Consider the following 24,631-nt stretch of genomic DNA (forward strand, 5'->3'; position numbering starts at 1 on the left):
GCCTGGGACGCGGGCCGGATATTAACCCTTGAGGCTGATAAACTGCACATCATTCTCCTTGCTATCGTTTGATTTTGTAGAAAAAGCCCTTCTGGAGGCGCCCATGAAATTCATTCACCAGCGCGAGCACCTGAACGAAGACGACATCGTCGTCATCGAATGCTCGCAAATGTGCAACATCCGCTTGATGAACGACGCCAACTTTCGCAGCTTCAAGAATGGCGGCCGTCACACCTACCACGGTGGCGCGTTCGATACCTTTCCAGCCCGGATTACCGCGCCGAGCACCGGTTTCTGGAATATCACCATCGACACCGTCAACCGCCGTGCGATCAGCGTCACGCGCAAGCCGACCCTGACCCACAAGATCAAGATCATCCGGCGCTCCAGCTCGAAACTGAGCTGAGCTTCGCCCACAACTTCCAGACAGGCACTACCGTGGACCAGACGACCAAATACGTCATCAAGTACAAACTCAACGGCGAACGCCGCTTCGAGTTCGCGCAATTGAAAACCGGCACCCAGGAAGAAGCCCTGGCAGCGTTGCACGCGCTGCATGGCCAGACCGATGATGAGATCAGTGAAGTGAGTGTCAGCAAAGCACTGTGACAGCCTCTGCCGCTGGGCTTTGGGTGGCGAGGGAGCTTGCTCCCGCTCGGCTGCGCAGCAGTCGTAAAACCTGGTGATGCGGTCTGCATGGAAGATCGAGGGGGGCGGCTTCGCCACCCAGCGGGAGCAAGCTCCCTCGCCACGGGGTTCGGTGTACGGGAACGCAAGATCCGGAGTGCCAGCTGTCCCAGCACTCCCCAGACTGACCAATCCTTTTCCACCCAGGTTTGCGCTCATGTCCATGACCCTGCAATCCCCCTCGCGAATCCAACGAATAGACGATCTTGACCGGCCAGCCCTGGAGCAAAGCCTAGAGCAGGACGGCAGCGCGATCATTCGCAACCTGCTCTCGGCGACCCAATGCCAGCGCCTTAGCGCGCTCTATGCCGAGCCGGGACTTTTTCGCTCAAAGGTAATCATGGCTCGCCACGGTTTCGGGCGCGGTGAGTATCAGTATTTTCGTTACCCGCTGCCCGACCTCATCCAGCGACTGCGTCAGTCGTTGTACCCGGTGCTGGTGCCGTTGGCGAATCGCTGGAATGCCAGCATGGGCCTTGCGGTGCGATACCCAAGCGAGCACGCCGATTTCCTTCAGCGCTGTCATGCCGCCGGGCAGACGCGCCCGACGCCACTGTTGCTGCAATACGGCCCACAGGACTACAACTGCTTGCACCAGGACCTGTACGGCGAGCAGGTGTTCCCGCTGCAAGTGGCGATCCTGCTGTCGGAACCTGGCCGGGACTTCAGCGGTGGCGAGTTCGTCCTGACCGAGCAACGCCCGCGCATGCAATCGCGGCCTCAGGTCATCGATCTGAAACAGGGCGATGCGGTGGTGTTCGCCGTGCATCAGCGGCCCGTCAAAGGCGTTCGCGGTTATTATCGAGTGAACATGCGTCATGGCGTCAGCCGCGTGCACGACGGCAGGCGCCACACCTTGGGAATTATTTTTCATGATGCGCAATAACGACCATCCAATCACTCTGGACCTGTTCGCCGACGAGACGCCGACGACGCCTGGCCAGGTCGAACGGATCGGCGAGCAATCGTTCGTGTTGCGCGGATTCGCCCTGCCCTGGCTCGACCGTTTGCTGCCGGCGCTGGAAAGCGTCCTGCTGGCCGCACCGTTCCGGCAGATGGTCACGCCCGGTGGTTTCACCATGTCGGTCGCCTTGAGCAGCTGCGGTGCGCTGGGCTGGACCACCGACCGCAGTGGCTATCGTTATACCGCCCAAGACCCGCAGACTGGCCGCCCCTGGCCCGACATGCCGGCGGTGTTCCGCGAGCTGGCCCAGGCCGCCGCACGGCAGGCGCAGTTCGAACACTTCGAGCCCGATTCCTGCCTGATCAATCGTTATGTGCCTGGCGCACGGATGTCGTTGCATCAGGACAAGAACGAACGCGAACTCACCGCGCCCATCGTCTCGATGTCCCTGGGCTTGCCGGCAACGTTCCAGTTCGGCGGGTTCGAGCGCAGCGACAAAAGCCAGCGCGTCCCGTTATTCCACGGCGACATCGTGGTCTGGGGCGGCGTCGACCGGTTGCGTTATCACGGCGTGCTGCCGCTCAAGCCAGGGGAACACCCGCGCCTGGGCGCCCAGCGAATCAACCTGACGTTTCGCACTGCCGGGTGAAGGTGCAGAATTCAACCGCAAGACCCGGAGTGTCGTCACGTTCCTGGCTCGCTACGGTAGGCAAAACGGGCCAATGGATACAACGACCATGAACAGCATCTCAAAAGATACCGCTCCTGAGCTGGACCCCCGCTGGGCCGCCGTGCTCGCTCGGGATCCGCGCGCCGACGGGCAATTTGTCTATGGCGTGAAAACCACCGGCATTTATTGCCGCCCCAGCAGCCTGTCGCGCCTGCCCAACCCGCGTAATGTCGAATTCTTCGACACCCCGGAGCAGGCCCAGGCGGCCGGCTATCGTCCGAGCAAACGCTTGGCCCGGGACCAGACCCAGATCGCCGCCCAGCAAGCGGCCCGGGTCGCGGCGGCCTGTCGGCAGATCGAGGCGGCCGAAGAACTTCCAGGCCTCAATGAACTGGCAGATAGCGCGGGCCTGAGTCCCTTTCACTTTCACCGAGTCTTCAAGGCCGTCACTGGCCTGACGCCCAAGGCCTACGCCGACGCCCACCGTTCGCGCAAAGTACGCGAACGCCTGGCCGATGGCGGCAGCATCACCGAAGCGCTGTATGACGCCGGGTTCAATTCCAACAGCCGCTTTTATGAAGCCGCCGACAAGGTCCTGGGCATGAAGCCTACGGACTACCGCGCCGCCGGACAGAACATCGATATTCGTTTCGCCGTCGGCCAGTGTTCCCTCGGAGCGATCCTGGTGGCGCAAAGCGAGCGCGGCGTCTGCGCGATTTTGCTGGGAGACGACCCGGACGCGCTGGTGCGAGACCTACAAGACAAGTTCCGTCGCGCCAACCTGATCGGTGCCGATCGCGAGTTCGAACAGTTGATCGCCCAAGTGGTGGGTTTCATCGAAGCGCCGGCCCTGGGCCTGGACCTGCCCTTGGACTTGCGCGGCACAGCCTTCCAGGAGCGCGTCTGGCAGGCGCTGCGGGAGATTCCACCAGGCAGCACCGCCAGCTATGCCGAAATCGCCCAGCGCATCGGCCTGCCCAAGGCGGTGCGCGCCGTGGCCCAGGCCTGTGGCGCCAACAGCCTGGCGGTGGCGATACCCTGTCACCGCGTGGTGCGCAGCGACGGTAACCTGTCTGGCTACCGTTGGGGCGTGGAGCGCAAGCGTCAGTTACTGGCGCTGGAACGTTCGTCGCAAGACTGAACGCCAATATAGATCGCCACCGAATCGGGGCTGCCATAGACCTCGAAATCGGTGGTGAAACGGCGCAAGGTCTGCGGGTTATCGGCGAAGTATGCCCAGATCAGGCCCCAGGTCTGGATCACGCAGTCGGGCATCGGCCCCTTTGCGCAGAACACCAGGTAATCCCCGCCTTCGATGTCCACGGCGGGGAAACCGGCGCTCGTCGCATCCACCTGCACGCCGGCCGTCACGTCGAAGTAGCCGGTGGCATCGGACTCGTAGTTGGAATACACCCCGTAGACGAACGACTCCGACTGCCGGGCCGGGATCGTGTCGAACAGCCCTTCGTTGAAGAATTGCTGCCACATCGGGCCGATCCTGGCCGTGTCGGGTTGTTGCTCATCTACGTTACGGGTGTGCACCTGCAAACCGGCCACGGTGAAAGGCTCGACTGTCTTGAGCTTGACGTCCATGAAAGCACCTCCTTGATGAATGATGCCCGCATGGTAACCCGCCCGACACCGGGATCAAGTTGCGCCGCCGATTGAAAAACTCGACTGGCCCTCGCTGGGCCACACCTGTTAAAAACACGGTTTCCTTCTGCCGTCGGAGACCCCGCACATGAGCCAGTGGCCAGACACTCGCATTCTCGACCTGCTCGGTATCGAGCTGCCCATCATCCAGGGGCCGCTGGCCGGAGTGACCGGGCCGTCGATGGTCGTCGCGACCTGCAACGCCGGCGGGCTGGGTTCGATGCCGGCGGCGATGCTGGACGTCGGACAACTGCGCCAGGCGCTGACAAGCATTCGCGAACAGACCGACAAGCCGTTCAACGTCAATTTTTTCAGCCACCAGGCGCCAACGTTCGACGAACAGCGAGCCGAGGCCTGGAAGCAACGGCTCAAGCCTTACTACGAAGAACTTGGTGCCGATTTCGACGCGCCGACACCGGTGTCCAATCGCACGCCATTCGATGACGCTGCCTGCCGCGTGCTGGAAGAAATGCGTCCCAAAGTAGTCAGTTTCCACTTCGGCCTGCCAGAAAAATCCCTGCTGGACCGGGTAAAAGCCACCGGCGCGAAAATCCTGTCTTCGGCCACCACCGTCGAGGAAGCCGTCTGGCTGGAACAGCACGGTTGCGACGCAATCATTGCCATGGGTTATGAAGCGGGTGGCCATCGCGGGATGTTCCTCAGCGAGGACCTGAATACCCAGGTGGGTCTGTTCGCCTTGCTGCCTCAAGTCGTGGATGCCGTCAAAGTGCCGGTGATCGCCACGGGCGGCATCGGCGATGCCCGCGGAATTGTCGCGGCCTTCGCCTTGGGCGCTTCTGCCGTGCAACTGGGCAGCGCCTATCTGTTCACGCCCGAGGCCAAGATCAGCGCCTCCCATCACCGCGCGCTGCGCACAGCCAAGGAAAGCCAGACCGCTGTCACCAACCTGTTCACCGGTCGCCCGGCCCGGGGCATCGTCAACCGAGTGATGCGCGAAGTAGGCCCCATGAGCCCGATGGCACCGGCCTTCCCTCTGGCGGGTGGAGCGTTGATGCCGCTGCGCGCCAAGGATGAAGCGGACTTCAGCAATCTTTGGGCGGGGCAGGCGTTTCCCCTGGGACGCGAGTTGTCGAGCGCCGAACTGACCCGGCGGTTGGCAGAGGAGGCGCTCGCGCAACTGGGACGTCGTTGATGCCGGGCAAAATGCCGCGTTCCGTTTGTCAGCCATTCGCTATATATTCCGGTATATAGCGAATCTGACCCTACGGAGCCTCACCCATGCACCTCACCCGCTTCGCGCCGTTGCTGCTGACCACGCTGTTTTCCGTTGGCGCCGTCCAGGCCGATGAGGTGCAGGTGGCGGTGGCTTCCAACTTCACCGCACCGATCCAGGCCATCGCCGCCAGTTTCGAAAAAGACACCGGGCATAAACTGGTGGCGGCTTACGGCGCGACCGGGCAGTTCTATACGCAGATCAAGAATGGCGCGCCGTTCGAGGTTTTCCTCGCCGCCGACGACGCCACGCCGGCCAGGCTCGAAAGCGAGGGCGACGCCGTCAACGGTTCGCGCTTCACCTACGCCATCGGTACATTGGCGCTGTGGTCGGCCAAGGCAGGGTATGTCGACAGCCAAGGCCAGGTGCTCAAGGACAATGCCTTCGAGCATCTGTCCATCGCCAACCCGAAAGCGGCGCCCTACGGCCTGGCCGCGACCCAGGTGCTGGACAAGCTGGGGTTGACCGGACAGGTCAGCCGCAAGATCGTCGAAGGCCAGAACATCACCCAGGCGTACCAGTTCGTCTCCACCGGCAACGCCGAACTCGGCTTCGTCGCCTTGTCGCAGATCTACAAGGACGGCAAGGTCACCAGCGGTTCGGCGTGGATCATCCCCGCTGAGTTGCACGACCCGATCAAGCAGGACGCCGTGATCCTCAACAAGGGCCGGGACAACGCCGCCGCCGTGGCGCTGATGGATTACCTCAAGGGCCCGAAAGCCGCCGCCATCATCCAAGCCTACGGTTATCAACGCTAAATGCCTTTGACCCATGCCGATTTCGCCGCCATCTGGCTGACCCTGAAACTGGCGTCGCTTACCACGGCAATTCTATTGCTGATCGGCACGCCCATCGCCTTGTGGCTGTCGCGCACCCGTTCCTGGCTGCGCGGGCCGGTGGGGGCCCTGGTGGCGTTGCCGTTGGTGCTGCCGCCCACGGTGATCGGCTTCTACTTGCTGCTGGCAATGGGACCTAACGGTTGGCTTGGCCAGTTCACCCAGGCGCTCGGGCTGGGCATCCTCACCTTCAGTTTTACCGGGCTGGTGATCGGCTCGGTGATCTATTCCATGCCATTCGTGGTGCAGCCCCTGCAGAATGCGTTCGCCGCCATTGGCAGCCGCCCCTTGGAAGTCGCCGCCACCCTGCGGGCCGGGCCCTGGGATACATTTTTCAGCGTGATGCTGCCCTTGGCCCGACCGGGTTTTATCACCGCGGCGATTCTGGGGTTCGCCCACACCGTTGGCGAATTCGGCGTGGTTCTGATGATCGGCGGGAACATCCCCGAGAAGACCCGGGTGGTGTCGGTGCAGATCTACGACCATGTCGAAGCCTTGGAATATGCCCAGGCTCACTGGCTGGCTGCGGCGATGTTGGTGTTTTCATTTTTTGTGCTACTGGCGCTGTATTCCAGCCGCCGAACCCGTGCCGGTTGGAGCTGACCGATGATCCAAGCGCGCTTTCAACTCGACCGTGGTGATTTTTCCCTGGACCTGGACGTGCAACTGCCAGGCCGGGGCGTGACCGCGCTGTATGGTCAGTCCGGCTCCGGCAAGACCACTTGCCTGCGCTGCATGGCGGGGCTGGAGCGGCCGAGTCAGGGTTTCATCGAGGTCAACGGCGAAGTCTGGCAGGACACTGACCGCGGCGTGTTCGTGCCGCCTCATCAGAGGGCCCTGGGCTATGTGTTCCAGGAGGCGAGTCTGTTCGCTCATTTGTCGGTGCGGGCCAACCTGGCGTTCGGCCTCAAGCGCATCGCCCCGGCGCAACGGCGAGTGGGCATGGAACAGGCGAGCGAACTGCTGGGCGTCGGTCATCTGCTCGATCGGCATCCGCAGCATTTGTCTGGCGGCGAACGCCAACGGATAGGCATCGCCCGGGCCTTGCTGACCAGCCCTCGCCTGCTGTTGATGGACGAGCCGTTGGCGTCCCTCGATACCCGACGCAAAAACGAAATCCTGCCCTATCTGCAACGGCTCCACGACGAGTTGGATATCCCGGTGCTGTACGTCAGCCATTCCCAGGATGAAGTGGCGCGCCTGGCCGATCACATCGTGCTGCTCGACGATGGCCGCGCGCTGGCCAGCGGGCCTATCGGCGAAACCCTGGCCCGGCTCGACCTGCCGCTGGCCCTGGGGGACGACGCGGGGGTGGTGATCCAGGGCAGGGTCAGCGGCTATGACCCGGCCTACCAGCTCCTGACACTGACCCTGCCTGAGAGCCAATTGAACATGCGTGTAGCCCACACCCCCTTGGCCGTTGGACAAGCGCTGCGCTTCAAGGTCCAGGCTCGGGACGTCAGCCTCAGCCTGGCGAACGATGCCCAGACCAGCATTCTCAATCGCCTGCCCGTCACGGTGATCAGCGAACTGGCCGCCGACAACGCCGCCCATGTGCTCATTCGCCTGGAAGCCGCCGGCACGCCATTACTGGCGCGCATCACCCGTTATTCCCGCGATCAGTTGGGCCTGTACCCGGGGCAATGCCTGTGGGCGCAGATCAAGGCAGTGGCGGTGTTGGCGTAGGGCTGGGCCTGCGCGGTGCCCCTTGTGGGAGCGAGCTTGCTCGCGATGACGGCGGCACCTCCAACATTGATGCAAGCTGATTCACCGCATTCGCGAGCAAGCTCGCTCCCACAGTAGATCGCGGGTGTACGCGGCATTTGCATACGGCATTGAACCCTGTGGGAGCGGGCTTGCCCGCGAAGACGGCGGCACCTCCAACATTGATGCAAGCTGATTCACCGCATTCGCGAGCAAGCTCGCTCCCACAGTAGATCGCGGGTGTACGCAGCATTTGCATACGGCACTGAACCCTGTGGGAGCGGGCTTGCCCGCGAAGACGGCGGCACCTCCAACATTGATGCAAGCTGATTCACCGCATTCGCGAGCAAGCTCGCTCCCACAGTAGATCGCGGGTGTACGCGGCATTTGCATACGGCACTGAACCCTGTGGGAGCGGGTTTACCCGCGAAGACGGCGGCACCTCCAACATCGATGCAAGCTGATTCACCGCATTCGCGAGCAAGCCCGCTCCCACAGTAGATCGCGGGTGTACGCAGCATTTGCATACGGCACTGAACCCTGTGGGAGCGGGCTTGCCCGCGAAGACGGCGGCACATCCAACATCACTTCAAGCTGACCCACTGCATTCGCGAGCAAGCTCGCTCCCACAGTGGATCGCGGGTGTATGCAGCATTTGCATACGGCACTGAACCCTGTGGGAGCGGGTTTACCCGCGAAGACGGCGGCACATTCACCATCACTTCAAGCTGACCCACCGCTTTCGCGAGCAAGCCCGCTCCCACAGTAGATCGCGGGTGTACGCAGCATTTGCATACGGCATTGAACCCTGTGGGAGCGGGCTTGCCCGCGAAGACGGCGGCACCTCCAACATTGATGCAAGCTGATTCACCGCATTCGCGAGCAAGCTCGCTCCCACAGTAGATCGCGGGTGTACGCGGCATTTGCATACGGCACTGAACCCTGTGGGAGCGGGCTTGCCCGCGAAGACGGCGGCACCTCCAACATTGATGCAAGCTGATTCACCGCATTCGCGAGCAAGCTCGCTCCCACAGTAGATCGCGGGTGTACGCAGCATTTGCATACGGCACTGAACCCTGTGGGAGCGGGCTTGCCCGCGAAGACGGCGGCACCTCCAACATTGATGCAAGCTGATTCACCGCATTCGCGAGCAAGCTCGCTCCCACAGTAGATCGCGGGTGTACGCGGCATTTGCATACGGCACTGAACCCTGTGGGAGCGGGTTTACCCGCGAAGACGGCGGCACCTCCAACATTGATGCAAGCTGATTCACCGCATTCGCGAGCAAGCCCGCTCCCACAGTAGATCGCGGGTGTACGCAGCATTTGCGTAAGGCACTGAACCCTGTGGGAGCGGGTTTACCCGCGAAGACGGCGGCACCTCCAACATTGATGCAAGCTGATTCACCGCATTCGCGAGCAAGCCCGCTCCCACAGTAGATCGCGGGTGTACGCAGCATTTGCATACGGCACTGAACCCTGTGGGAGCGGGCTTGCCCGCGAAGACGGCGGCACCTCCAACATTGATGCAAGCTGATTCACCGCATTCGCGAGCAAGCTCGCTCCCACAGTAGATCGCGGGTGTACGCGGCATTTGCATACGGCACTGAACCCTGTGGGAGCGGGCTTGCCCGCGAAGACGGCGGCACATCCACCATTACTTCAAGCTGACCCACCGCTTTCGCGAGCAAGCTCGCTCCCACAGGGGGTTGCGGGCAACCTCAAAATCTTGGCACGACCGCAACGGGCTGCGGTCAATCGATCACAGGCCACCGGATTCGCCGCCAAGGATTTTTTCATGCCCGACATTCTGCCGCCGGATGCGCTGCCGGCCGACCTGCATTACGTCGAAGACACCGCTCCCGGTATCACTCGCCGCAAACTGCGAGGCAAGTTCTGCTATTTCGATCCCCAGGGACAGCGCATCACCGACCCCGCCGAGATCCAGCGCATCAATGCCCTGGCGGTGCCGCCGGCCTATACCGAGGTGTGGATCTGTACCGACCCGCGCGGTCATCTCCAGGCCACCGGTCGCGATGCCCGGGGGCGCAAGCAGTACCGCTACCACGAGCGCTGGCGGGAGGTGCGCGATGCCGACAAGTATTCTCGAATGCTGGAATTCGGACGCACCCTGCCCCGCTTGCGCAAACGCCTCGAGGAAATCCTGGCCAAGCCTGGGTTCAGCCGCGACAAAGTCATGGCCACCGTGATCACTTTGTTGGACGTGACCCTGATCCGGGTCGGCAACAGCCAATATGCCCGGGACAACCGCTCCTATGGGCTCACCACCCTGCGCAGCAAACACGTCGAGGTCAACGGCAGCGCCATCGCCTTCCAGTTCCGCGGCAAGAGCGGTGTCGAACATCAAATCACGGTGAAGGACCGACGCCTGGCGCGAATCATCAAGCGCTGCCAGGAGATCCCCGGCCAAAACCTGTTCCAGTACCTGGACGAAAACGGCGAGCGCCATTCCATCAGTTCTTCCGATATCAATGCCTACCTCAAGACCCTCACTGGCGCCGATTTCACGGCCAAGGATTACCGCACCTGGGCGGGTAGCGCAGCGGCTCTGGCCGGGTTGCGGGCGCTGCGTTGGGAAACCGAGGCGCAGGCGAAAAAACACGTCGCCGAGATGGTCAGGCAAGTCGCCCGCCAGTTGGGCAACACGCCAACCGTCTGTCGTAAATGCTACATTCACCCTGCGGTGGTGGAGAGTTTCATGCTCGGCGCCTTGAACGAGCTGCCCAAACCCCGGCAACGCAAAGGCCTCAGTGAGGAAGAAGCCGGGCTGACGATGTTTCTGACGCGCATAACACAAGCGGCCGAGGCCTGCTGAACGCCCCGTCGAACCCAACGCGGACACGTGCGGCGACGCCACGGCAGAGGAACATCCGCCCAGCCGCGAACTCCCAACTGTACGGCACTGCCGATCCGCAGACACTTCAACCCGTGAAGTCGACAGGAGTTTCAGATGTCCGAACACATTGTCCATTTTCATTGCCAGATCGATCAGGGAACCACGGAACGCTTTCGGGACAGCTGCCTGGAGGCCATCGAAAAAGGCGCCGACTCGCTCATGCTCAACCTTTCCACCGTCGGTGGCAGCACCAACTTCGGCTTCACCCTCTATACGTTCATCAAGTCCCTTCCCGTGCCGGTGCGCGCCGTGAATGCCGGCAACATCGAGTCGATGGGCATCGTCATGTTCCTGGCCGCCAGCGACCGCACCACCACGCCCCATTCGCGGTTCCTGATCCATCCAATGAACTGGTATTTCGGCCAGAAATCGGTGGACCATTCGCGCTTGCGCGAGTACCTGTCCAGCCTGGACAACGACGTGGCCCGATACGTGGAGATCTACGTCAAGGAAACCGCCGGCGCCGCCACGCAACTGGATATCTTCAAATGCCTGTGTGCCGAGGAGCGCGTCATCCCGGCGGAAAACTCCCTGGCCTTCGGCATCGCCCATCGGGTCGAACAGGTGATTTTCCCGGCGGAGGCCAAGCATTGGAAAATCAGCGGTGGCGAGGACTGAGCAGATACGTGAGCGTATATATGCAAGCCGGGGTTTATTTGCTTTGAATAAATTTAAGCCTGTATAACTTCAAGCGAAGCGGCTGTATAACTTATTCAATGCCCACATTGCCGTTCGTCGCCAGCGAAACGTTTTTTTTAAACTTCCCCGCCGAATTTTCTTTCACAGTTATGCGAGGCAGTTACTCGCTTAACCAAAATGAGGAATCTCGAAATGGCTAATAGCGGAAACAAAAACCCCGGTAACTTCGCAAACGACCGTGAGAAAGCGTCTGAAGCCGGCAAGAAAGGCGGACACGCTTCGGGCGGCAACTTTGCAAACGACCGGGAAAAAGCCTCTGAAGCCGGCCGCAAAGGTGGCGAACGCAGCCATGGCGGCGGCAGAAAATCGTAACCCTGCAACCGTTGGGGCGCAGCCTTGCTGCGCCCTGGCGCTTAATCGTCGAGGCCATTCATGAGCAGCCATGATCGATTCATCGTCAGTTTCATCGCCAACGGCCAACCCGACAATCGGGTGTTGGAGGCGGACACCGAGACGCTGAGCACCCAAGAAGCCGAGGCGCTTCTGAGAGTGACATTCAATGAACTGAAGAGCGTCGAGATCAGTGATGTACAAGTTCAGAAAAGAACTAAGCCAAACGAAACGGAACATGATGTTCCGGGGCACTTCAAACAGCCGTAACTGATGTAAAACTGCCCCGTCGAACTTAAACACCCACACTGTATATCCAACGTTTGCCGCAAGGCACTTTTGTCACATCTTAATGGCTATGTCCCGTCGGGTCCTTGACTTGCCACACCTGGCCTTTCTGCCATGCATCGGCACCCGGATCGACCGCCGGCGCGGCGATGCCTGCCCGGGCACGCTTTTTCCCTTCGCTGTCCACACCCATCCGACTGTCACGTTCACGCACGAGCTGCGGGTCGACCTGGCCATCGGCGGTGAACCCCATCATCAACTGCGGTACGCCATAGGGCAGTTCCTGGCCCTGCTCGGTGTGCCAGGTGTGCCAAGTCTTGCCATAGGTGGTCACCAGGTTATCCATGAGCCGGGTTTCCGCCACCTGGGGTATCCCCGGAGCGATCAACTGTCCGGATTTCACCTCATGCACATGGCTGTGCCATAACTGCTTCTCGCTGGTCGGCAGGCCTTCGAACAACCGTTTGCTGATGATGTACTCGACGCCCATCAATTTGGCGCTCGACGTATTGCCGTCGAAGATCGCGCATTGAAAGACTTCCTGGTTCAGTGCGGTGCAGTAGTGATGCGCCTCCATTTGCCCCGACATCCGACCGTTATAGAAATGGAAACCGTCGAGGTACATGTTCAACGCCTGCACCGGGGGCTTGTTCTGCAGCATGTCGGCCCCGGCTTCGAGCGTCGCGGTGGTCGGCGTCTTCGCTGCGCCCGGCACGCTCACCGGCGAGTCTGTATTGCTACCGGCGCAGCCGGTCACCCCTAGCACCGTGGCCCAAAGCACTGCCCAGGTTCCATAAAGGCTTTTACGCGGCATGTCGTTTCTCCTTTCGATGACTGTCCATCAGAAAGGCGTCGGGGGCCCGGGGTTTGATTTATCTTGCGTGCTGGCCGACAGGCGGCCCGGGCAGCCATTGAAACGCTCAGCGCCCGGTATAAGCCTGCTTTACTTCCTCGATCCAGGACGGGTCGAGGCGCGGTTGTTCCGTGTCCAGGTCCAGCGCCTGCATGTTCGCCAGATGCTCATCGGCTTCGCGCACCAGTGAACCCTGGTCGCTGGAGTTGGCATCCAGCTGATGCATCTGTGCCAGCCCCAGGTGATAGAACCGCAACAGCTTCATGGCGGTCGGATCCTGGGCCTGCACGCCGGCCTTTACCTGATGCATCACGTTGGTGATCCTCATCAGGCTGCGCTTGAGCTGCCAGCCATACACCGCCGCAGCCATCCACGGCTGCGACCAGAAATACAGGCGCATCGAGCCAACCAACACCAGCACCGCGACAATCACGCCACCCAGATTGAAGCGAAAATTGTCGCCCCCTGGCGTGCCAAAGACCATCACGGCCAGGCTGGACAGCAACATTGCCAGCGCCAGGAACACCACCGCCACAATAAGCGTGCTGCGACGGGTCTGCTGGCGATAGGTGCCGGCATCCCAGGGTTTGATCTCGAACATCGCGGTGCAATTTCCTTGTACGGGGCAAAAAGAGTCACGCATTATCGCCTGCCCGTTCGATTTAGCTATGCTGGGGCGCATTTCGTGTTGCAACCGAGCCGAAGGATCCGGATCAAAGTCCATGGCGATACCGCAAGGATCGTGCGATCTTCCTACGTGGACGTATTTTCAAAGATGCCGTCGTTGTGTGCATGGCATCGTTTTCAAGGAAAGCTGAATGACTCAAAGACATGTAATCAACGCCTCGGTAAGCCCCAAGGGCAGCCTGGAGACCTTGTCCCAGCGCGAAGTCCAGCAACTGAGCGAAGCCGGTTCCGGCAGTATCTACACCCTCTTTCGCCAGTGCGCCCTGGCCATCCTCAACACCGGCGCCCATGTCGACAACGCCAAGACCATCCTGGAAGCCTACAAGGATTTCGAGATCCGCATTCACCAGCAGGACCGCGGCGTACGCCTGGAACTGCTGAACGCGCCGGCCGACGCCTTCGTCGACGGTGAAATGATCGCCAGCACCCGGGAAATGCTATTCAGCGCCCTGCGCGACATCGTCTACACCGAGAACGAACTGGACAGCCAACGCATCGACCTGAGCTCGTCCCAGGGCATCAGCGACTACGTGTTCCACCTGCTGCGCAACGCCCGCACCTTGCGCCCGGGTGTGGAACCGAAAATTGTCGTGTGTTGGGGCGGTCACTCGATCAATACCGAAGAATACAAATACACCAAGAAAGTCGGCCACGAACTGGGCCTGCGCAGCCTGGACATCTGCACCGGCTGCGGCCCAGGCGTGATGAAAGGCCCGATGAAAGGCGCCACCATCGCCCACGCCAAGCAACGCATCCACGGTGGTCGGTACCTGGGCCTGACGGAGCCGGGCATCATCGCCGCCGAGGCGCCGAACCCGATCGTCAACGAGCTGGTGATCCTGCCGGACATCGAGAAACGCCTGGAGGCCTTTGTACGTGTCGGCCACGGCATCATCATCTTCCCGGGCGGTGCCGGCACGGCGGAGGAGTTCCTGTACCTGCTGGGCATCCTGATGCACCCGGCCAACCAGGACCTGCCCTTCCCGGTGGTCCTCACCGGACCGAAAAGCGCCGCGCCGTACCTTGACCAGTTGCACGCGTTTGTCGGCGCGACCCTTGGCGAGGCTGCCCAGAAGCACTACCAGATCATCATCGATGACCCGGCCGAAGTGGCCCGGCAGATGACCCAGGGGCTCAAGGAGGTCAAGCAGTTCCGCCGTGAGCGCAACGACGCTTTCCACTTCAACTGGCTGCTGAAGATCGACGAAGGCTTCCAACGCCCGTTCGACCCGACCCATGCCAACATGGCCAGCTTGGGGCTGAGCCGCGAACTGCCCGCCCACGAATTGGCCGCGAACCTGCGTCGGGCGTTTTCAGGGATCGTGGCCGGCAACGTCAAGGACAAGGGCATCCGCCTGATCGAGGAACACGGCCCTTACGAGATCCACGGCGATGCCGCCATTATGGAACCCCTTGACCGCCTGCTCCAGGCCTTCGTCGCCCAGCACCGCATGAAGTTGCCAGGCGGCGCGGCCTACGTGCCGTGCTACCGCGTGGTGACCTGATCCTCGGGCCCACAATTCTCGCGCGAACCGGCCCACCGGCCTTGACGGTGGGCCTGGCGATGATCAGTCGTCAGGCAGCGGCACCAAACCGGTCGCGGCTGTTGGTGAGATGCAGCCACATGGCGGCGCGGGCGGCGTCCGGGTCCTGGCGCTTGATCGCGTTGAAAATCGCCTCATGCTCCAGGCTCGCCAACTGCGCCAGCTTGCCCAGGTCTGCCTGGCCACGTTCGGCGACATTCACCCGGGTCCGGGGAATCATCGCACTGCCCAGGTGCTGCATGATTTCGACAAAACAGGTGTTGTCCGTGGCTTCGGCGATCAGCAGGTGGAAACGCCGGTCGGCCTCCACGCAGCTGTCGTTGTTACTGGACAGCCGCTGATAGTCATCCAGTGCCTGGCGCATCTGCTGCAAATGATGCTCGCTGCGGCGCTGGGCGGCCAAGGCGGCTGCCTGGGTCTCCAGGCCCAGGCGCAGCTCCAGGATGCCCCGCACACCCGCCGCGGTATCGACATTGAGGCGCAACCCCGGCTCACCGGTCTGCTCCAGGACAAAGGTGCCGATGCCATGGCGGGTTTCCACCAAGCCTGAAGCTTGCAACTTGGAAATCGCCTCGCGCACCACCGTGCGGCTGACGCCGTGTTCTTGCACGATGGCCCCTTCCGAGGGCAGTTTTTCCCCTGGCTTGAGTTGCCCCAGCAAAATGCTCTGGCTCAGCTTCGCCACCAAGTCGTGGGCCAGGTTGTGGGTACGCTTGCGCAGTGGCACGTCGATTTCTTGCATCGCCAGGGTTCCTCGAAAGCAGGCTCAAAGATCCTACCATCAGCAGGCTTATAAGTGCTGGCCATCGGCAGCTAACTTGTATGACAACACACAGGCTAGAGCACATATTGATCGGTAGAAACGCAAGCTCAAGCGTTCATTCAGCTCTGTGGCCTCGCCTGCCCATAGCCAAAATATTACCTAAAGCCCAGTGTTTCAGGCATAAACAGCACTTTTATCCAATCCAATCGTGATCAAAAATCGCTTGTCAGCCAAAAAAATCAAGTTGTATGATGTCTATCAACATCGGCACCTGCACGATGCCCGCATAAAAATAACGAGTGGGAGAAAAACCAGTGAACACATCCAGCCTCAAGGCGAATGCCGGCGCGGATCCGGTGCTGCTGTCGGCCATATCCAAGGTCAAGCGCCACATCCTGCCGCTGTTCGTCATCATGTTTATCGTCAACTACATCGACCGCGTGAACATCGGCTTCGTGCGTGCCCACATGGAGCACGACCTGGGTATCGGTGCAGCGGCCTATGGCTTTGGCGCCGGCCTGTTCTTCATCGGCTACGCGCTGTTCGAAGTCCCGTCCAACATCCTTCTGCAAAAAATCGGCGCGCGCATCTGGCTGACCCGCATCATGCTCACCTGGGGCCTGGTAGCCGCCGGCATGGCCTTCATCCAGAACGAAACCCACTTCTACATCCTGCGTTTCCTGCTGGGCGTTGCCGAAGCCGGTTTCTTCCCCGGGGTCATCTATTACTTCACCCGCTGGTTACCAGGCGTGGAGCGCGGCAAGGCCATCGCCATCTTCCTCAGCGGCTCGGCCATCGCGTCGCTGATCTCCGGCCCGCTGTCGGGATTGCTGCTGCAGATCAACGGCCTGGGCATGCACGGCTGGCAATGGATGTACTTCATTGAAGGGATGTTCTCCGTCGGCCTGTGCGTCTTCGTCTGGTTCTGGCTGGACTCCAAGCCCCACGATGCCAAATGGCTGAGCCGTGAAGAACAAGATGTGCTGGTCAAGACCATCGACGATGAGCAGCGAGCACGGGAAGCCGCCTCGCCGATCAAACTGTCCATCGGCCAGTTGCTCAAGGATCGCCAGATCATTCTGTTTTGCCTGATCTACTTCTTCATTCAATTGACGATCTATGCCGCCACCTTCTGGCTGCCGAGCATCATCAAGAAGATGGGTGACCTCAGCGACATCCAGGTCGGACTGTTCAACTCCATCCCATGGCTACTGTCGATTGTCGGCATGTACGCCTTCGCCTCGCTGTCGGCCAAGTGGAAATTCCAGCAGGCCTGGGTGGCGGCGGCCCTGCTCATCGCTGCGGCAGGGATGTTCATGTCCACCACTGGCGGGCCGATCTTCGCTTTCGTCGCCATCTGCTTCGCGGCCCTGGGCTTCAAATCCGCTTCATCGCTGTTCTGGCCGATTCCCCAGGCCTACCTGGACGCGCGCATCGCCGCGGGAGTCATTGCACTGATCAACTCCGTGGGCAACCTGGGCGGGTTCGTCGCTCCCACCACGTTCGGCTTGCTCGAGGAGCACACTGGCTCGATCCAGGGCGGCCTCTACGGCTTGGCGGCCACCTCGATCATCGCCGCGATCATCGTCTTTGCCGCACGCAATACGCCCAAGCCAAAAGCGCTGGTGACGCCGGCCAACCCAACCGCCAGCCACGTCTGACCATTCGATTCGCACAAGGATAAGTTCACATGACTAGCGTAGAAACCAGCAAAGCCCCGATCATCACCAGCATGCAGATTGTGCCCGTGGCCGGCCATGACGGCATGCTGCTGAACCTCAGCGGCGCCCATGGCCCGTTCTTTACCCGCAACATTGTCATTCTCAAGGACAACGCAGGCCACACTGGCGTGGGTGAGGTGCCCGGTGGCGAACGCATTCGCCAGACCCTCGAAGATGCACGCTCGCTGGTGGTCGGCAGCCCCATTGGCACGTACCAGAAGATCCTCAACACGGTGCGCCACGCATTCGCCGACCGCGATGCCGGTGGCCGTGGCCTGCAGACGTTCGACCTGCGCATCACCATCCATGCCGTGACCGGCCTGGAAGCGGCGTTGCTCGACCTGCTCGGCCAGCATCTGGACGTCCCGGTGGCGGCCCTGCTCGGGGAAGGCCAGCAGCGTGACGAAGTGAAAATGCTCGGATATCTGTTTTACGTCGGGGACCGCCAACAAACCGACCTGCCCTACCGCAGCGAGCCGGACGCCGACAACGACTGGTTCCGTGTACGCCACGAAAAGGCCCTGGACGCCGACGCCGTCGTACGCCTGGCCGAAGCCGCCCATGCTCGCTACGGGTTCCAGGACTTCAAGCTCAAGGGCGGCGTGCTCAGGGGCGACGAAGAAATCGAAGCGGTCACCGCACTGGCCGAGCGCTTTCCCCAGGCGCGCATCACCCTGGACCCGAACGGCGCCTGGTCACTGAAGGAGGCCATTGGCCTGTGCCGCGACCAGCACAAAGTGCTGGCCTATGCGGAGGATCCTTGCGGTGCCGAGAACGGCTACTCGGGCCGTGAGGTCATGGCTGAATTCCGTCGGGCCACAGGCCTCAAGACCGCCACCAATATGATTGCCACCGATTGGCGCGAGATGGGCCACGCCATCACTTTGCAGTCGGTGGACATTCCCTTGGCCGACCCGCACTTCTGGACCATGCAGGGTTCGGTGCGAGTGGCGCAGATGTGCAATGAATGGGGCCTGACCTGGGGCTCCCACTCCAACAATCACTTCGATATTTCCCTGGCGATGTTCACCCACGTCGCCGCCGCCGCACCGGGCGATATCACCGCCATCGACACTCATTGGATCTGGCAGGACGGCCAGCGGCTGACCAAGGCACCGTTGCAAATCCAGGGCGGCTGCGTGCAAGTGCCGAAAAAGCCGGGGTTGGGGATCGAGCTGGACACCGATCAACTGGCCAAGGCCCATGAACTCTATAAAGGCATGGGCCTCGGTGCGCGAGACGATGCCGTGGCGATGCAGTTCCTGATTCCGGGCTGGACGTTCAACAACAAGCAGCCGTGCCTCGTGCGTTGAGTCGATTGCTCCCGTTTGGCGGATGGCGCATATGAACTTGAACTCACCATGACTCCTTGTGGGAGCGAGCCTGCTCGCGATGACGGCGGCACATCCAACATCGCTTTCAGGCAGACCGCATCGCGAGCTGGCTCGCTCCCACAGGAAGTTGTGATCAGGCCGTTCTAACCCTCCGGCCGCAGGATCAGCACCGCCAACGGCGGCAGGTTGAGTTCCATCGACAGGGCCTGGCCATGGCTGGGCACCTCTTCGGTCGATGCACCGCCGCTGTTGCCATAGTTGGAACCGGCATAGGTGTCGGCATCGCTGTTGAGCAACTCCACCCAGCGCCCGCCAAACGGCACGCCGACCCGGTAAGCCTCGCGCGGCACCGGAGTGAAGTTGGCGACCACCAGCACCGGACGCCCGTCCTTGCTCCAGCGCAGCCACGCATACACGCTGTTGAGCGCATCGTCGCCGATCAACCACTGGAACCCTTGGGGCGCATCGTCCTGGTCATGGAGCGCCGGTTCTTCGCGATAGAGTCGGTTCAGATCGCTGACCAGTCTCTGCACGCCACGGTGTTCGGGGTATTGCAGCAGGTACCAGTCCAGTTGCTGGTCATGATTCCACTCGCGCCACTGGCCGAACTCGCAGCCCATGAACAACAGTTTCTTGCCGGGATGTCCCCACATGAAGCTCAAGTACGCCCGCAGGTTGGCGAATTTCTGCCAGCGGTCACCGGGCATCTTGTCGATCAGCGAACGCTTCCCATGGACCACTTCGTCGTGGGAAATCGGCAGGACGAAGCGCTCGGACCAGGCGTATACCAGGCCGAAACTCAGCTCATTGTGATGATGCGCGCGGTACACCGGATCCTGCTGGATGTAGTGCAGCGAATCGTGCATCCAGCCCATGTTCCACTTATAGGCAAAGCCGAGGCCGCCCTGCTGGGTGCTCTGGCTCACGCCCGGCCAAGCCGTGGATTCTTCCGCGATGACCAGCGCGCCAGGCGTTTCCAGCGCCACGACGTCGTTGAGATGTCGCAGGAAATCGATGGCTTCCAGGTTCTCGCGCCCGCCATGACGATTGGGCACCCACTCCCCTGCTTTGCGCGAATAGTCGCGGTACAGCATCGAGGCCACCGCATCGACCCGCAGCCCGTCGACGTGAAAATGCTTCAACCAGTGCAGCGCCGAAGCGAGCATGAAGCCATGGACTTCGGTGCGCCCCAGGTTATAGATCAGGGTGTCCCAATCCTGATGGAAGCCTTCCAGTGGGTTGCCGTATTCGTACAGCGCGGTGCCGTCGAACTGAGCCAGCCCGTGGGTGTCGGTTGGAAAGTGCGCAGGCACCCAGTCGAGGATCACGCCAATGCCGGCCTGGTGGCACGCGTTGATGAACGCCGCGAAGTCATCCGGCGACCCGAAACGCGCCGTCGGTGCGAACTGCGACAGCGGCTGATAACCCCAAGAGCCACCGAACGGGTGCTCCATGATCGGCATCAGCTCGATATGGGTAAAACCCAGGTCCTTGACGTAGGGAATCAGCCGTTCGGCCAGTTCATGCCAGTTGTATTGGCGGGCCACTTCGCCTGTTTCATCGGTTTCGCACTGCCAGGAACCGGCGTGCAATTCATAGATCGACAACGGCGCGCCCGGCAGTTGGCGTTCGCGTCGGCTCTGCATCCACTCGTCATCTTGCCATTCGATTTTCAACCGCGGGGCAACCTTGGACGCAGTGTCTGGCGGCATCTGCGTCGCCAGCGCCACCGGATCGGCCTTGAGCGGCAGGATGCCGTGGGCGCCGAGGATTTCATATTTGTAGCCTTCACCCGCGCCCAGCCGTGGAATGAATAATTCCCAGACACCGGACGGGTACCGAATGCGCATTGGATGCCGCCGGCCGTCCCAGACGTTGAAGTCCCCCACCACCGAAACGCGTCGGGCATTCGGCGCCCACACGGCGAAGCGCACGCCGTCGACCCCATCGACGGTGGTCAGTTGTGCGCCGAGGCAGGAGCTGAGGTCGCGGTGGTTGCCTTCGGCAAACAGATAAAGGTCCATCTCGCCTAGCAACGGCCCGAAGCTGTAGGGGTCCTCCGCCACTTGTTCGCCACCCGCCCATCGGGTGCGCAGCAGGTACGCCTGGCTACGGTCGAAATGACCGACGAATAGGCCGGGGGTTTCGGTGGGTTGCAGTTCACCCAGCTCTTCGCCGCCGTCACGGGCCAGCACATGCACACTCAGCGCGCCGGGCAGGTAGGCCCGGATGAATTGTCCGCCCGCCCCATCACCGTGTGGGCCCAATATGGAAAACGGATCCTGATGTTCGGCACGCACCAGCGCGTCGATGTCGCGGCTGGATGGCAGCAGCGACTCCCTGGCCTGCCCCTGTGGTTCTTTGTTCGAGACGCTCATGATTCTCTCCACTAAATCGGTCCGGCTAAATCGGAAAAGGGTTGCAGCCCACTCAACAACCCGTACAGCCCATGCAAGGGCACGGGCAGCCAGGCGGGGCGATTCTCGGCTTCATAGGCCACTTCATAGGCCGCCTTCTCCAGGCCGAACAACGCCAGCGCGGCGTTTTCGCCTTCAGCATCCTTCCACTCATGGGCAAGACTAGCTGCCGCCAGCCGATATGCCTCAATGAATGCCTGGCGAGCCTCTATCAAATAACGATCGGCGACCCGTTGTCGCGCCGCATCGGCATCAGCCGTGCTGTCGACGGTGTGCAAGTGGATCGCCATCGCCGCCGCGTAATCGAAAGAGCGCAGCACACCACTGACATCCTTGTACGGGCTGTGCTTGCCCCGCCGTTCATGCAGCGGTCGCGCCGGCTCGCCCTCGAAGTCGATCAGGTAGGCGTCGCCCTTGATGACCAGCACCTGCCCCAGGTGCAAGTCGCCATGGACACGGATGCGCAATCCACCGGCAGCCTTGCCGGCCAGCTCCTGGACATGGGCCAGGACGGTTTTGCGGTGCTCCAGCAAGCGTGCGACCATGGCCTGGTCCGCCGGGTTCAATTGGCTTTGGTTCTGCTTGAGCAGGCGCAAGGCGTTTTCCACTTGGGCCGCCACATCCTTGCCGATGGCCTGGGCCTCCTTGGCACTGGTAGCCTGCGGCGCGAAGTCGGGATTGTCGGTGGACTGGGCCAGCATCTGGTGCATTTCTCCCAGGCGTTGGCCGAGCATGCCGGCAAAATCCTTCAGCTCACCCAAGGCGTTGTAGTGCTGTTCCTGCTCGGACACCGCGTCCGCCAGCTCATCGCGCAGGGCCCGTTCGAGGTTGTTCTGCGTCCACTCCCAGGCGTCGCCCTGGTTGCTCAGATAACCCTGGGCAATCATCAGCAGCGCATCCTCGCCCTGGGTATCGCGGCGGATGACCGAACCCAGCAGCGGCGAAATATTGCTGAAACCGGCTTGCGTCAGGTAGGCACTCATCTCCAACTCCGGATGCACCCCTGAGGCGACCTTGCGGATCAGCTTGAGCACCAGGCTGCCGCCCACCACCACCGAACTGTTGGACTGCTCGGCCGACAAGTAGCGGACTTCCGGCTCGGCTCCTAGATTCAACGCAGCCAGGCCCTCAGTGGGCTCGAAACGCAACTCGCCCTCGTCGCACGGCAGCACCGTGCCCGCCTGCATGCTTTGCAGCACTGCCCTGACGAAGCTTTCCAGGCTGAACGCATCGGTGATCAGACCGACCTGGCGAACCCGACGCACACGCGACAGCGCCAGTTGCTGCGGTAATGCCGCGCCCATCTGGTCCTCGGGCAGCAGGCCGAACGGCAATTGGTAACGCAGCGTCTGGCCGCCACTGGTGACGTCGATTTCACTGAGCAGCACCGGCTGCTGCGGGTCACCAAAGCGCACGCCATAGACGATGTTGACCTTCTCGATCGCGCTGTCCTTGCCGGCGAACCAGCGACGATTCTGCAGCCAGCTCGGCAGGATGGTTTGCTCCAACGTGGTGCGCGACGGGGCCTCAAGCAACTCTTCCAGGCGTTTTTTCAGCACCAGCGTGGTGAAGTCGGGCAGGCTCTGGGCCGGTTCGACGTGCCAGCTCGGCATCTGGTTTTCCGCCGCCAAGGCGAACCAATAAAAGCCGTACGGCGCCAGGGTCAGCAGGAAATTCAACTGGCCAATGGGTGGAAAGGCGTTGCCGCCCAGCATTTCCACCGGGACCATGCCGGCGTAGGCCGACAGGTCCAGCTCGGCAGCCTGGGCGCTGCGGGACACGTTGGCCACGCACAGGATGATCTCGTGCTTGCCGTCCGGACTCGTGTATTCGCGGGTATAGGCCAGGATCCGGCGGTTGCTGGGCGAGAGCATTTTCAATGTGCCACGGCCGAAGGCCTTGGACTGCTTGCGCACCGCCAGCATTCGCCGGGTCCAGTTGAGCAGTGAATGGGGATCGCCGGCCTGGGTCTCGACATTGACCGACAGGTAACCATAGAGCGGGTCCATGATGGGCGGCAGCACCAGGCTGGCCGGGTCGGCGCGGGAAAAACCACCGTTGCGATCGATCGACCATTGCATCGGTGTCCGCACGCCATCGCGGTCCCCCAGGTAAATGTTATCGCCCATGCCGATTTCGTCGCCGTAATACAACGTCGGCGTGCCGGGCATCGACAGCAGCAGGCTGTTGAGCAATTCCACTCGACGACGGTCACGCTCCATCAACGGCGCCAGGCGCCGGCGAATCCCCAGGTTGATGCGCGCCCGACGGTCGGCCGCGTAGTAATTCCACAGGTAGTCGCGCTCCTTGTCGGTGACCATTTCCAACGTCAGCTCATCGTGATTGCGCAGGAAAATCGCCCACTGGCAATTGGCAGGAATCTCCGGGGTCTGGCGCAGGATGTCGGTGATGGGAAAACGATCTTCCTGGGCCAACGCCATGTACATGCGCGGCATCAAGGGGAAGTGGAACGCCATGTGGCATTCGTCGCCGTTCAAGCCTTGGGCGTCGACATCGCCGAAATACAGCTGGGTGTCTTCCGGCCATTGGTTGGCTTCGGCCAGCAACATGCGGTCGGGGTAATTGGCGTCGATCTCGGCCCGGATCAGCTTGAGGACATCATGGGTTTCGGGCAGGTTCTCGTTATTGGTGCCATCGCGCTCGATCAGGTACGGGATGGCGTCCAGGCGCAGGCCGTCGATGCCCATGTCCAGCCAATAGCGCATCACCGACAGCACGGCCTTGATGACCTGCGGATTATCGAAGTTGAGGTCCGGCTGATGGGAATAGAAACGGTGCCAGAAATATTGGCCGGCTACCGGGTCCCAGGTCCAGTTGGACTTTTCGGTGTCGAGGAAAATGATCCGCGTGCCATCGTACTTATGGTCATCGTCGGACCAGACGTAGAAATCCCGTGCACTCGAACCTTTCTTGGCCTTGCGCGCGCGCTGGAACCAGGGATGTTGATCCGAGGTGTGGTTGATGACCAGCTCGGTAATCACCCGCAGGTTGCGCTTGTGGGCTTCGGCTATGAAACGACGTGCATCGGCCATGGTGCCGTAGTCCGCGCTAATGCCGCGGTATTCGGCAATGTCGTAACCATCATCGCGCCGAGGCGAAGGATAGAACGGCAACAGCCAGATCGTGTTCACGCCCAGGTCGGCAATGTAGTCGAGCTTTTCTATCAGGCCAGGAAAATCACCGATGCCATCATTGTTGGAGTCGAAATAGGATTTGACGTGAACCTGATAAATCACCGCGTCCTTGTACCAGAGCGGGTCTTTGATGAAGGTGGCAGACCGGGGTTTCTTCGCCATTTGCAACTCCTGATGAATTCAATAACGCCGCTGGAGCAGGCTCGTGGGATTCCATGTGGCCAGGGAGCTGGCTC

The 24,631-nt window shown here is 61.4% G+C and carries 22 protein-coding genes; 16 read left to right on the top strand and 6 right to left on the bottom strand.

All coding sequences use genetic code 11. From position 1 onward, the window contains the following. Positions 1-103 precede the first annotated feature (103 nt). The 5 genes from PFLQ2_RS11070 (at position 104) to ada (ending at position 3,402) form a co-directional block, all read left to right on the top strand. Positions 104-406: a DUF1883 domain-containing protein gene (locus tag PFLQ2_RS11070; RefSeq protein ID WP_003182962.1), complete on the top strand. Its 303-nt coding sequence runs from the start codon at positions 104-106 to the stop codon at positions 404-406. Between the two features lie 32 nt (positions 407-438). After that, positions 439-609, top strand: a complete 171-nt coding sequence (locus tag PFLQ2_RS30470) for a hypothetical protein (RefSeq protein ID WP_003182963.1) — start codon at positions 439-441, stop codon at positions 607-609. 241 nt (positions 610-850) lie between these two features. Continuing rightward, positions 851-1,573, top strand: a complete 723-nt coding sequence (locus PFLQ2_RS11065; RefSeq protein WP_003182965.1) for a 2OG-Fe(II) oxygenase — start codon at positions 851-853, stop codon at positions 1,571-1,573. Further along, positions 1,560-2,240, top strand: a complete 681-nt coding sequence (alkB, locus tag PFLQ2_RS11060) for a DNA oxidative demethylase AlkB (RefSeq protein ID WP_033046123.1) — start codon at positions 1,560-1,562, stop codon at positions 2,238-2,240. Before PFLQ2_RS11065 ends, alkB begins: the two co-directional genes overlap by 14 nt. Positions 2,241-2,328: 88 nt before the next feature. Next, positions 2,329-3,402, top strand: a complete 1,074-nt coding sequence (ada, locus tag PFLQ2_RS11055; protein ID WP_003182967.1) for a bifunctional DNA-binding transcriptional regulator/O6-methylguanine-DNA methyltransferase Ada — start codon at positions 2,329-2,331, stop codon at positions 3,400-3,402. Here ada and PFLQ2_RS11050 read toward each other — a convergent pair. Continuing rightward, on the bottom strand, positions 3,366-3,854 hold the full coding sequence (locus PFLQ2_RS11050; RefSeq protein WP_003182969.1) for a GyrI-like domain-containing protein: 489 nt from the start codon (positions 3,852-3,854) through the stop codon (positions 3,366-3,368). The genes ada and PFLQ2_RS11050 overlap by 37 nt on opposite strands. 148 nt (positions 3,855-4,002) lie before the next feature. Here PFLQ2_RS11050 and PFLQ2_RS11045 point away from each other — a divergent pair, with 148 nt between their 5' ends. From PFLQ2_RS11045 to PFLQ2_RS11010, 8 genes are all read left to right on the top strand, one after another. Next, positions 4,003-5,067, top strand: coding sequence for an NAD(P)H-dependent flavin oxidoreductase (locus PFLQ2_RS11045; protein WP_003182971.1), 1,065 nt, complete (start codon positions 4,003-4,005; stop codon positions 5,065-5,067). Positions 5,068-5,153: 86 nt separating this feature from the next. After that, the gene (modA, locus tag PFLQ2_RS11040) at positions 5,154-5,906 is read left to right on the top strand and encodes a molybdate ABC transporter substrate-binding protein (protein ID WP_003182973.1); all 753 of its coding nucleotides are present in this window, start codon (positions 5,154-5,156) and stop codon (positions 5,904-5,906) included. Then, a complete protein-coding gene (modB, locus tag PFLQ2_RS11035; protein ID WP_003182975.1) occupies positions 5,907-6,587 on the top strand; it encodes a molybdate ABC transporter permease subunit in 681 nt (226 codons plus the stop codon). It abuts the gene before it with no gap. Between the two features lie 3 nt (positions 6,588-6,590). Continuing rightward, positions 6,591-7,670 carry a molybdenum ABC transporter ATP-binding protein gene (gene modC / locus PFLQ2_RS11030; protein ID WP_033046124.1) on the top strand — a complete coding sequence of 360 codons (1,080 nt, stop codon included), beginning with the start codon at positions 6,591-6,593 and terminating at the stop codon, positions 7,668-7,670. Positions 7,671-9,485: 1,815 nt separating this feature from the next. Then, positions 9,486-10,523 (top strand): DNA topoisomerase IB, encoded by a 1,038-nt coding sequence (locus PFLQ2_RS11025; RefSeq protein ID WP_033046125.1) that lies wholly within the window; start codon positions 9,486-9,488, stop codon positions 10,521-10,523. A gap of 135 nt (positions 10,524-10,658) precedes the next feature. Continuing rightward, positions 10,659-11,222 (top strand): ATP-dependent Clp protease proteolytic subunit, encoded by a 564-nt coding sequence (locus PFLQ2_RS11020; RefSeq protein ID WP_003182980.1) that lies wholly within the window; start codon positions 10,659-10,661, stop codon positions 11,220-11,222. 213 nt (positions 11,223-11,435) lie between these two features. Beyond that, a complete protein-coding gene (locus PFLQ2_RS11015; protein ID WP_003182983.1) occupies positions 11,436-11,615 on the top strand; it encodes a general stress protein in 180 nt (59 codons plus the stop codon). A gap of 60 nt (positions 11,616-11,675) precedes the next feature. Further along, positions 11,676-11,903, top strand: a complete 228-nt coding sequence (locus tag PFLQ2_RS11010) for a hypothetical protein (RefSeq protein ID WP_003182985.1) — start codon at positions 11,676-11,678, stop codon at positions 11,901-11,903. A 79-nt stretch (positions 11,904-11,982) separates the two neighbouring features. On the opposite strand, the gene PFLQ2_RS11005 is transcribed toward PFLQ2_RS11010, so the two are convergent. Together PFLQ2_RS11005 and PFLQ2_RS11000 are read right to left on the bottom strand one after the other, a co-directional pair. After that, positions 11,983-12,735 (bottom strand): OBAP family protein, encoded by a 753-nt coding sequence (locus PFLQ2_RS11005; protein WP_003182986.1) that lies wholly within the window; start codon positions 12,733-12,735, stop codon positions 11,983-11,985. Between the two features lie 106 nt (positions 12,736-12,841). Beyond that, complete coding sequence (locus PFLQ2_RS11000; RefSeq protein WP_003182988.1) at positions 12,842-13,375, bottom strand: DUF3087 family protein; 534 nt, start codon at positions 13,373-13,375, stop codon at positions 12,842-12,844. Between the two features lie 217 nt (positions 13,376-13,592). On the opposite strand from PFLQ2_RS11000, the gene ppnN reads away from it, so the two are divergent. Continuing rightward, a complete protein-coding gene (gene ppnN, locus PFLQ2_RS10995; protein ID WP_003182990.1) occupies positions 13,593-14,966 on the top strand; it encodes a nucleotide 5'-monophosphate nucleosidase PpnN in 1,374 nt (457 codons plus the stop codon). 70 nt (positions 14,967-15,036) lie between these two features. Here ppnN and PFLQ2_RS10990 read toward each other — a convergent pair whose 3' ends face one another. After that, positions 15,037-15,747, bottom strand: a complete 711-nt coding sequence (locus tag PFLQ2_RS10990; RefSeq protein ID WP_003182991.1) for a FadR/GntR family transcriptional regulator — start codon at positions 15,745-15,747, stop codon at positions 15,037-15,039. Between the two features lie 335 nt (positions 15,748-16,082). On the opposite strand from PFLQ2_RS10990, the gene PFLQ2_RS10985 reads away from it, so the two are divergent. Further along, a complete protein-coding gene (locus PFLQ2_RS10985; protein WP_003182993.1) occupies positions 16,083-17,429 on the top strand; it encodes an MFS transporter in 1,347 nt (448 codons plus the stop codon). A gap of 29 nt (positions 17,430-17,458) precedes the next feature. Then, positions 17,459-18,802, top strand: coding sequence for a glucarate dehydratase (gene gudD, locus PFLQ2_RS10980; RefSeq protein WP_003182995.1), 1,344 nt, complete (start codon positions 17,459-17,461; stop codon positions 18,800-18,802). A gap of 164 nt (positions 18,803-18,966) precedes the next feature. On the opposite strand, the gene glgB is transcribed toward gudD, so the two are convergent. Both glgB and treS read right to left on the bottom strand, forming a co-directional pair. Further along, the gene (gene glgB / locus PFLQ2_RS10975) at positions 18,967-21,201 is read right to left on the bottom strand and encodes a 1,4-alpha-glucan branching protein GlgB (RefSeq protein WP_003182997.1); all 2,235 of its coding nucleotides are present in this window, start codon (positions 21,199-21,201) and stop codon (positions 18,967-18,969) included. Between the two features lie 11 nt (positions 21,202-21,212). Further along, positions 21,213-24,557, bottom strand: a complete 3,345-nt coding sequence (gene treS / locus PFLQ2_RS10970; RefSeq protein ID WP_003182999.1) for a maltose alpha-D-glucosyltransferase — start codon at positions 24,555-24,557, stop codon at positions 21,213-21,215. Positions 24,558-24,631: the final 74 nt, after the last annotated feature.

Origin of the sequence: Pseudomonas fluorescens Q2-87 (assembly GCF_000281895.1) — a bacterium.
GTDB classification, from domain to species: domain Bacteria; phylum Pseudomonadota; class Gammaproteobacteria; order Pseudomonadales; family Pseudomonadaceae; genus Aquipseudomonas; species Aquipseudomonas fluorescens_S.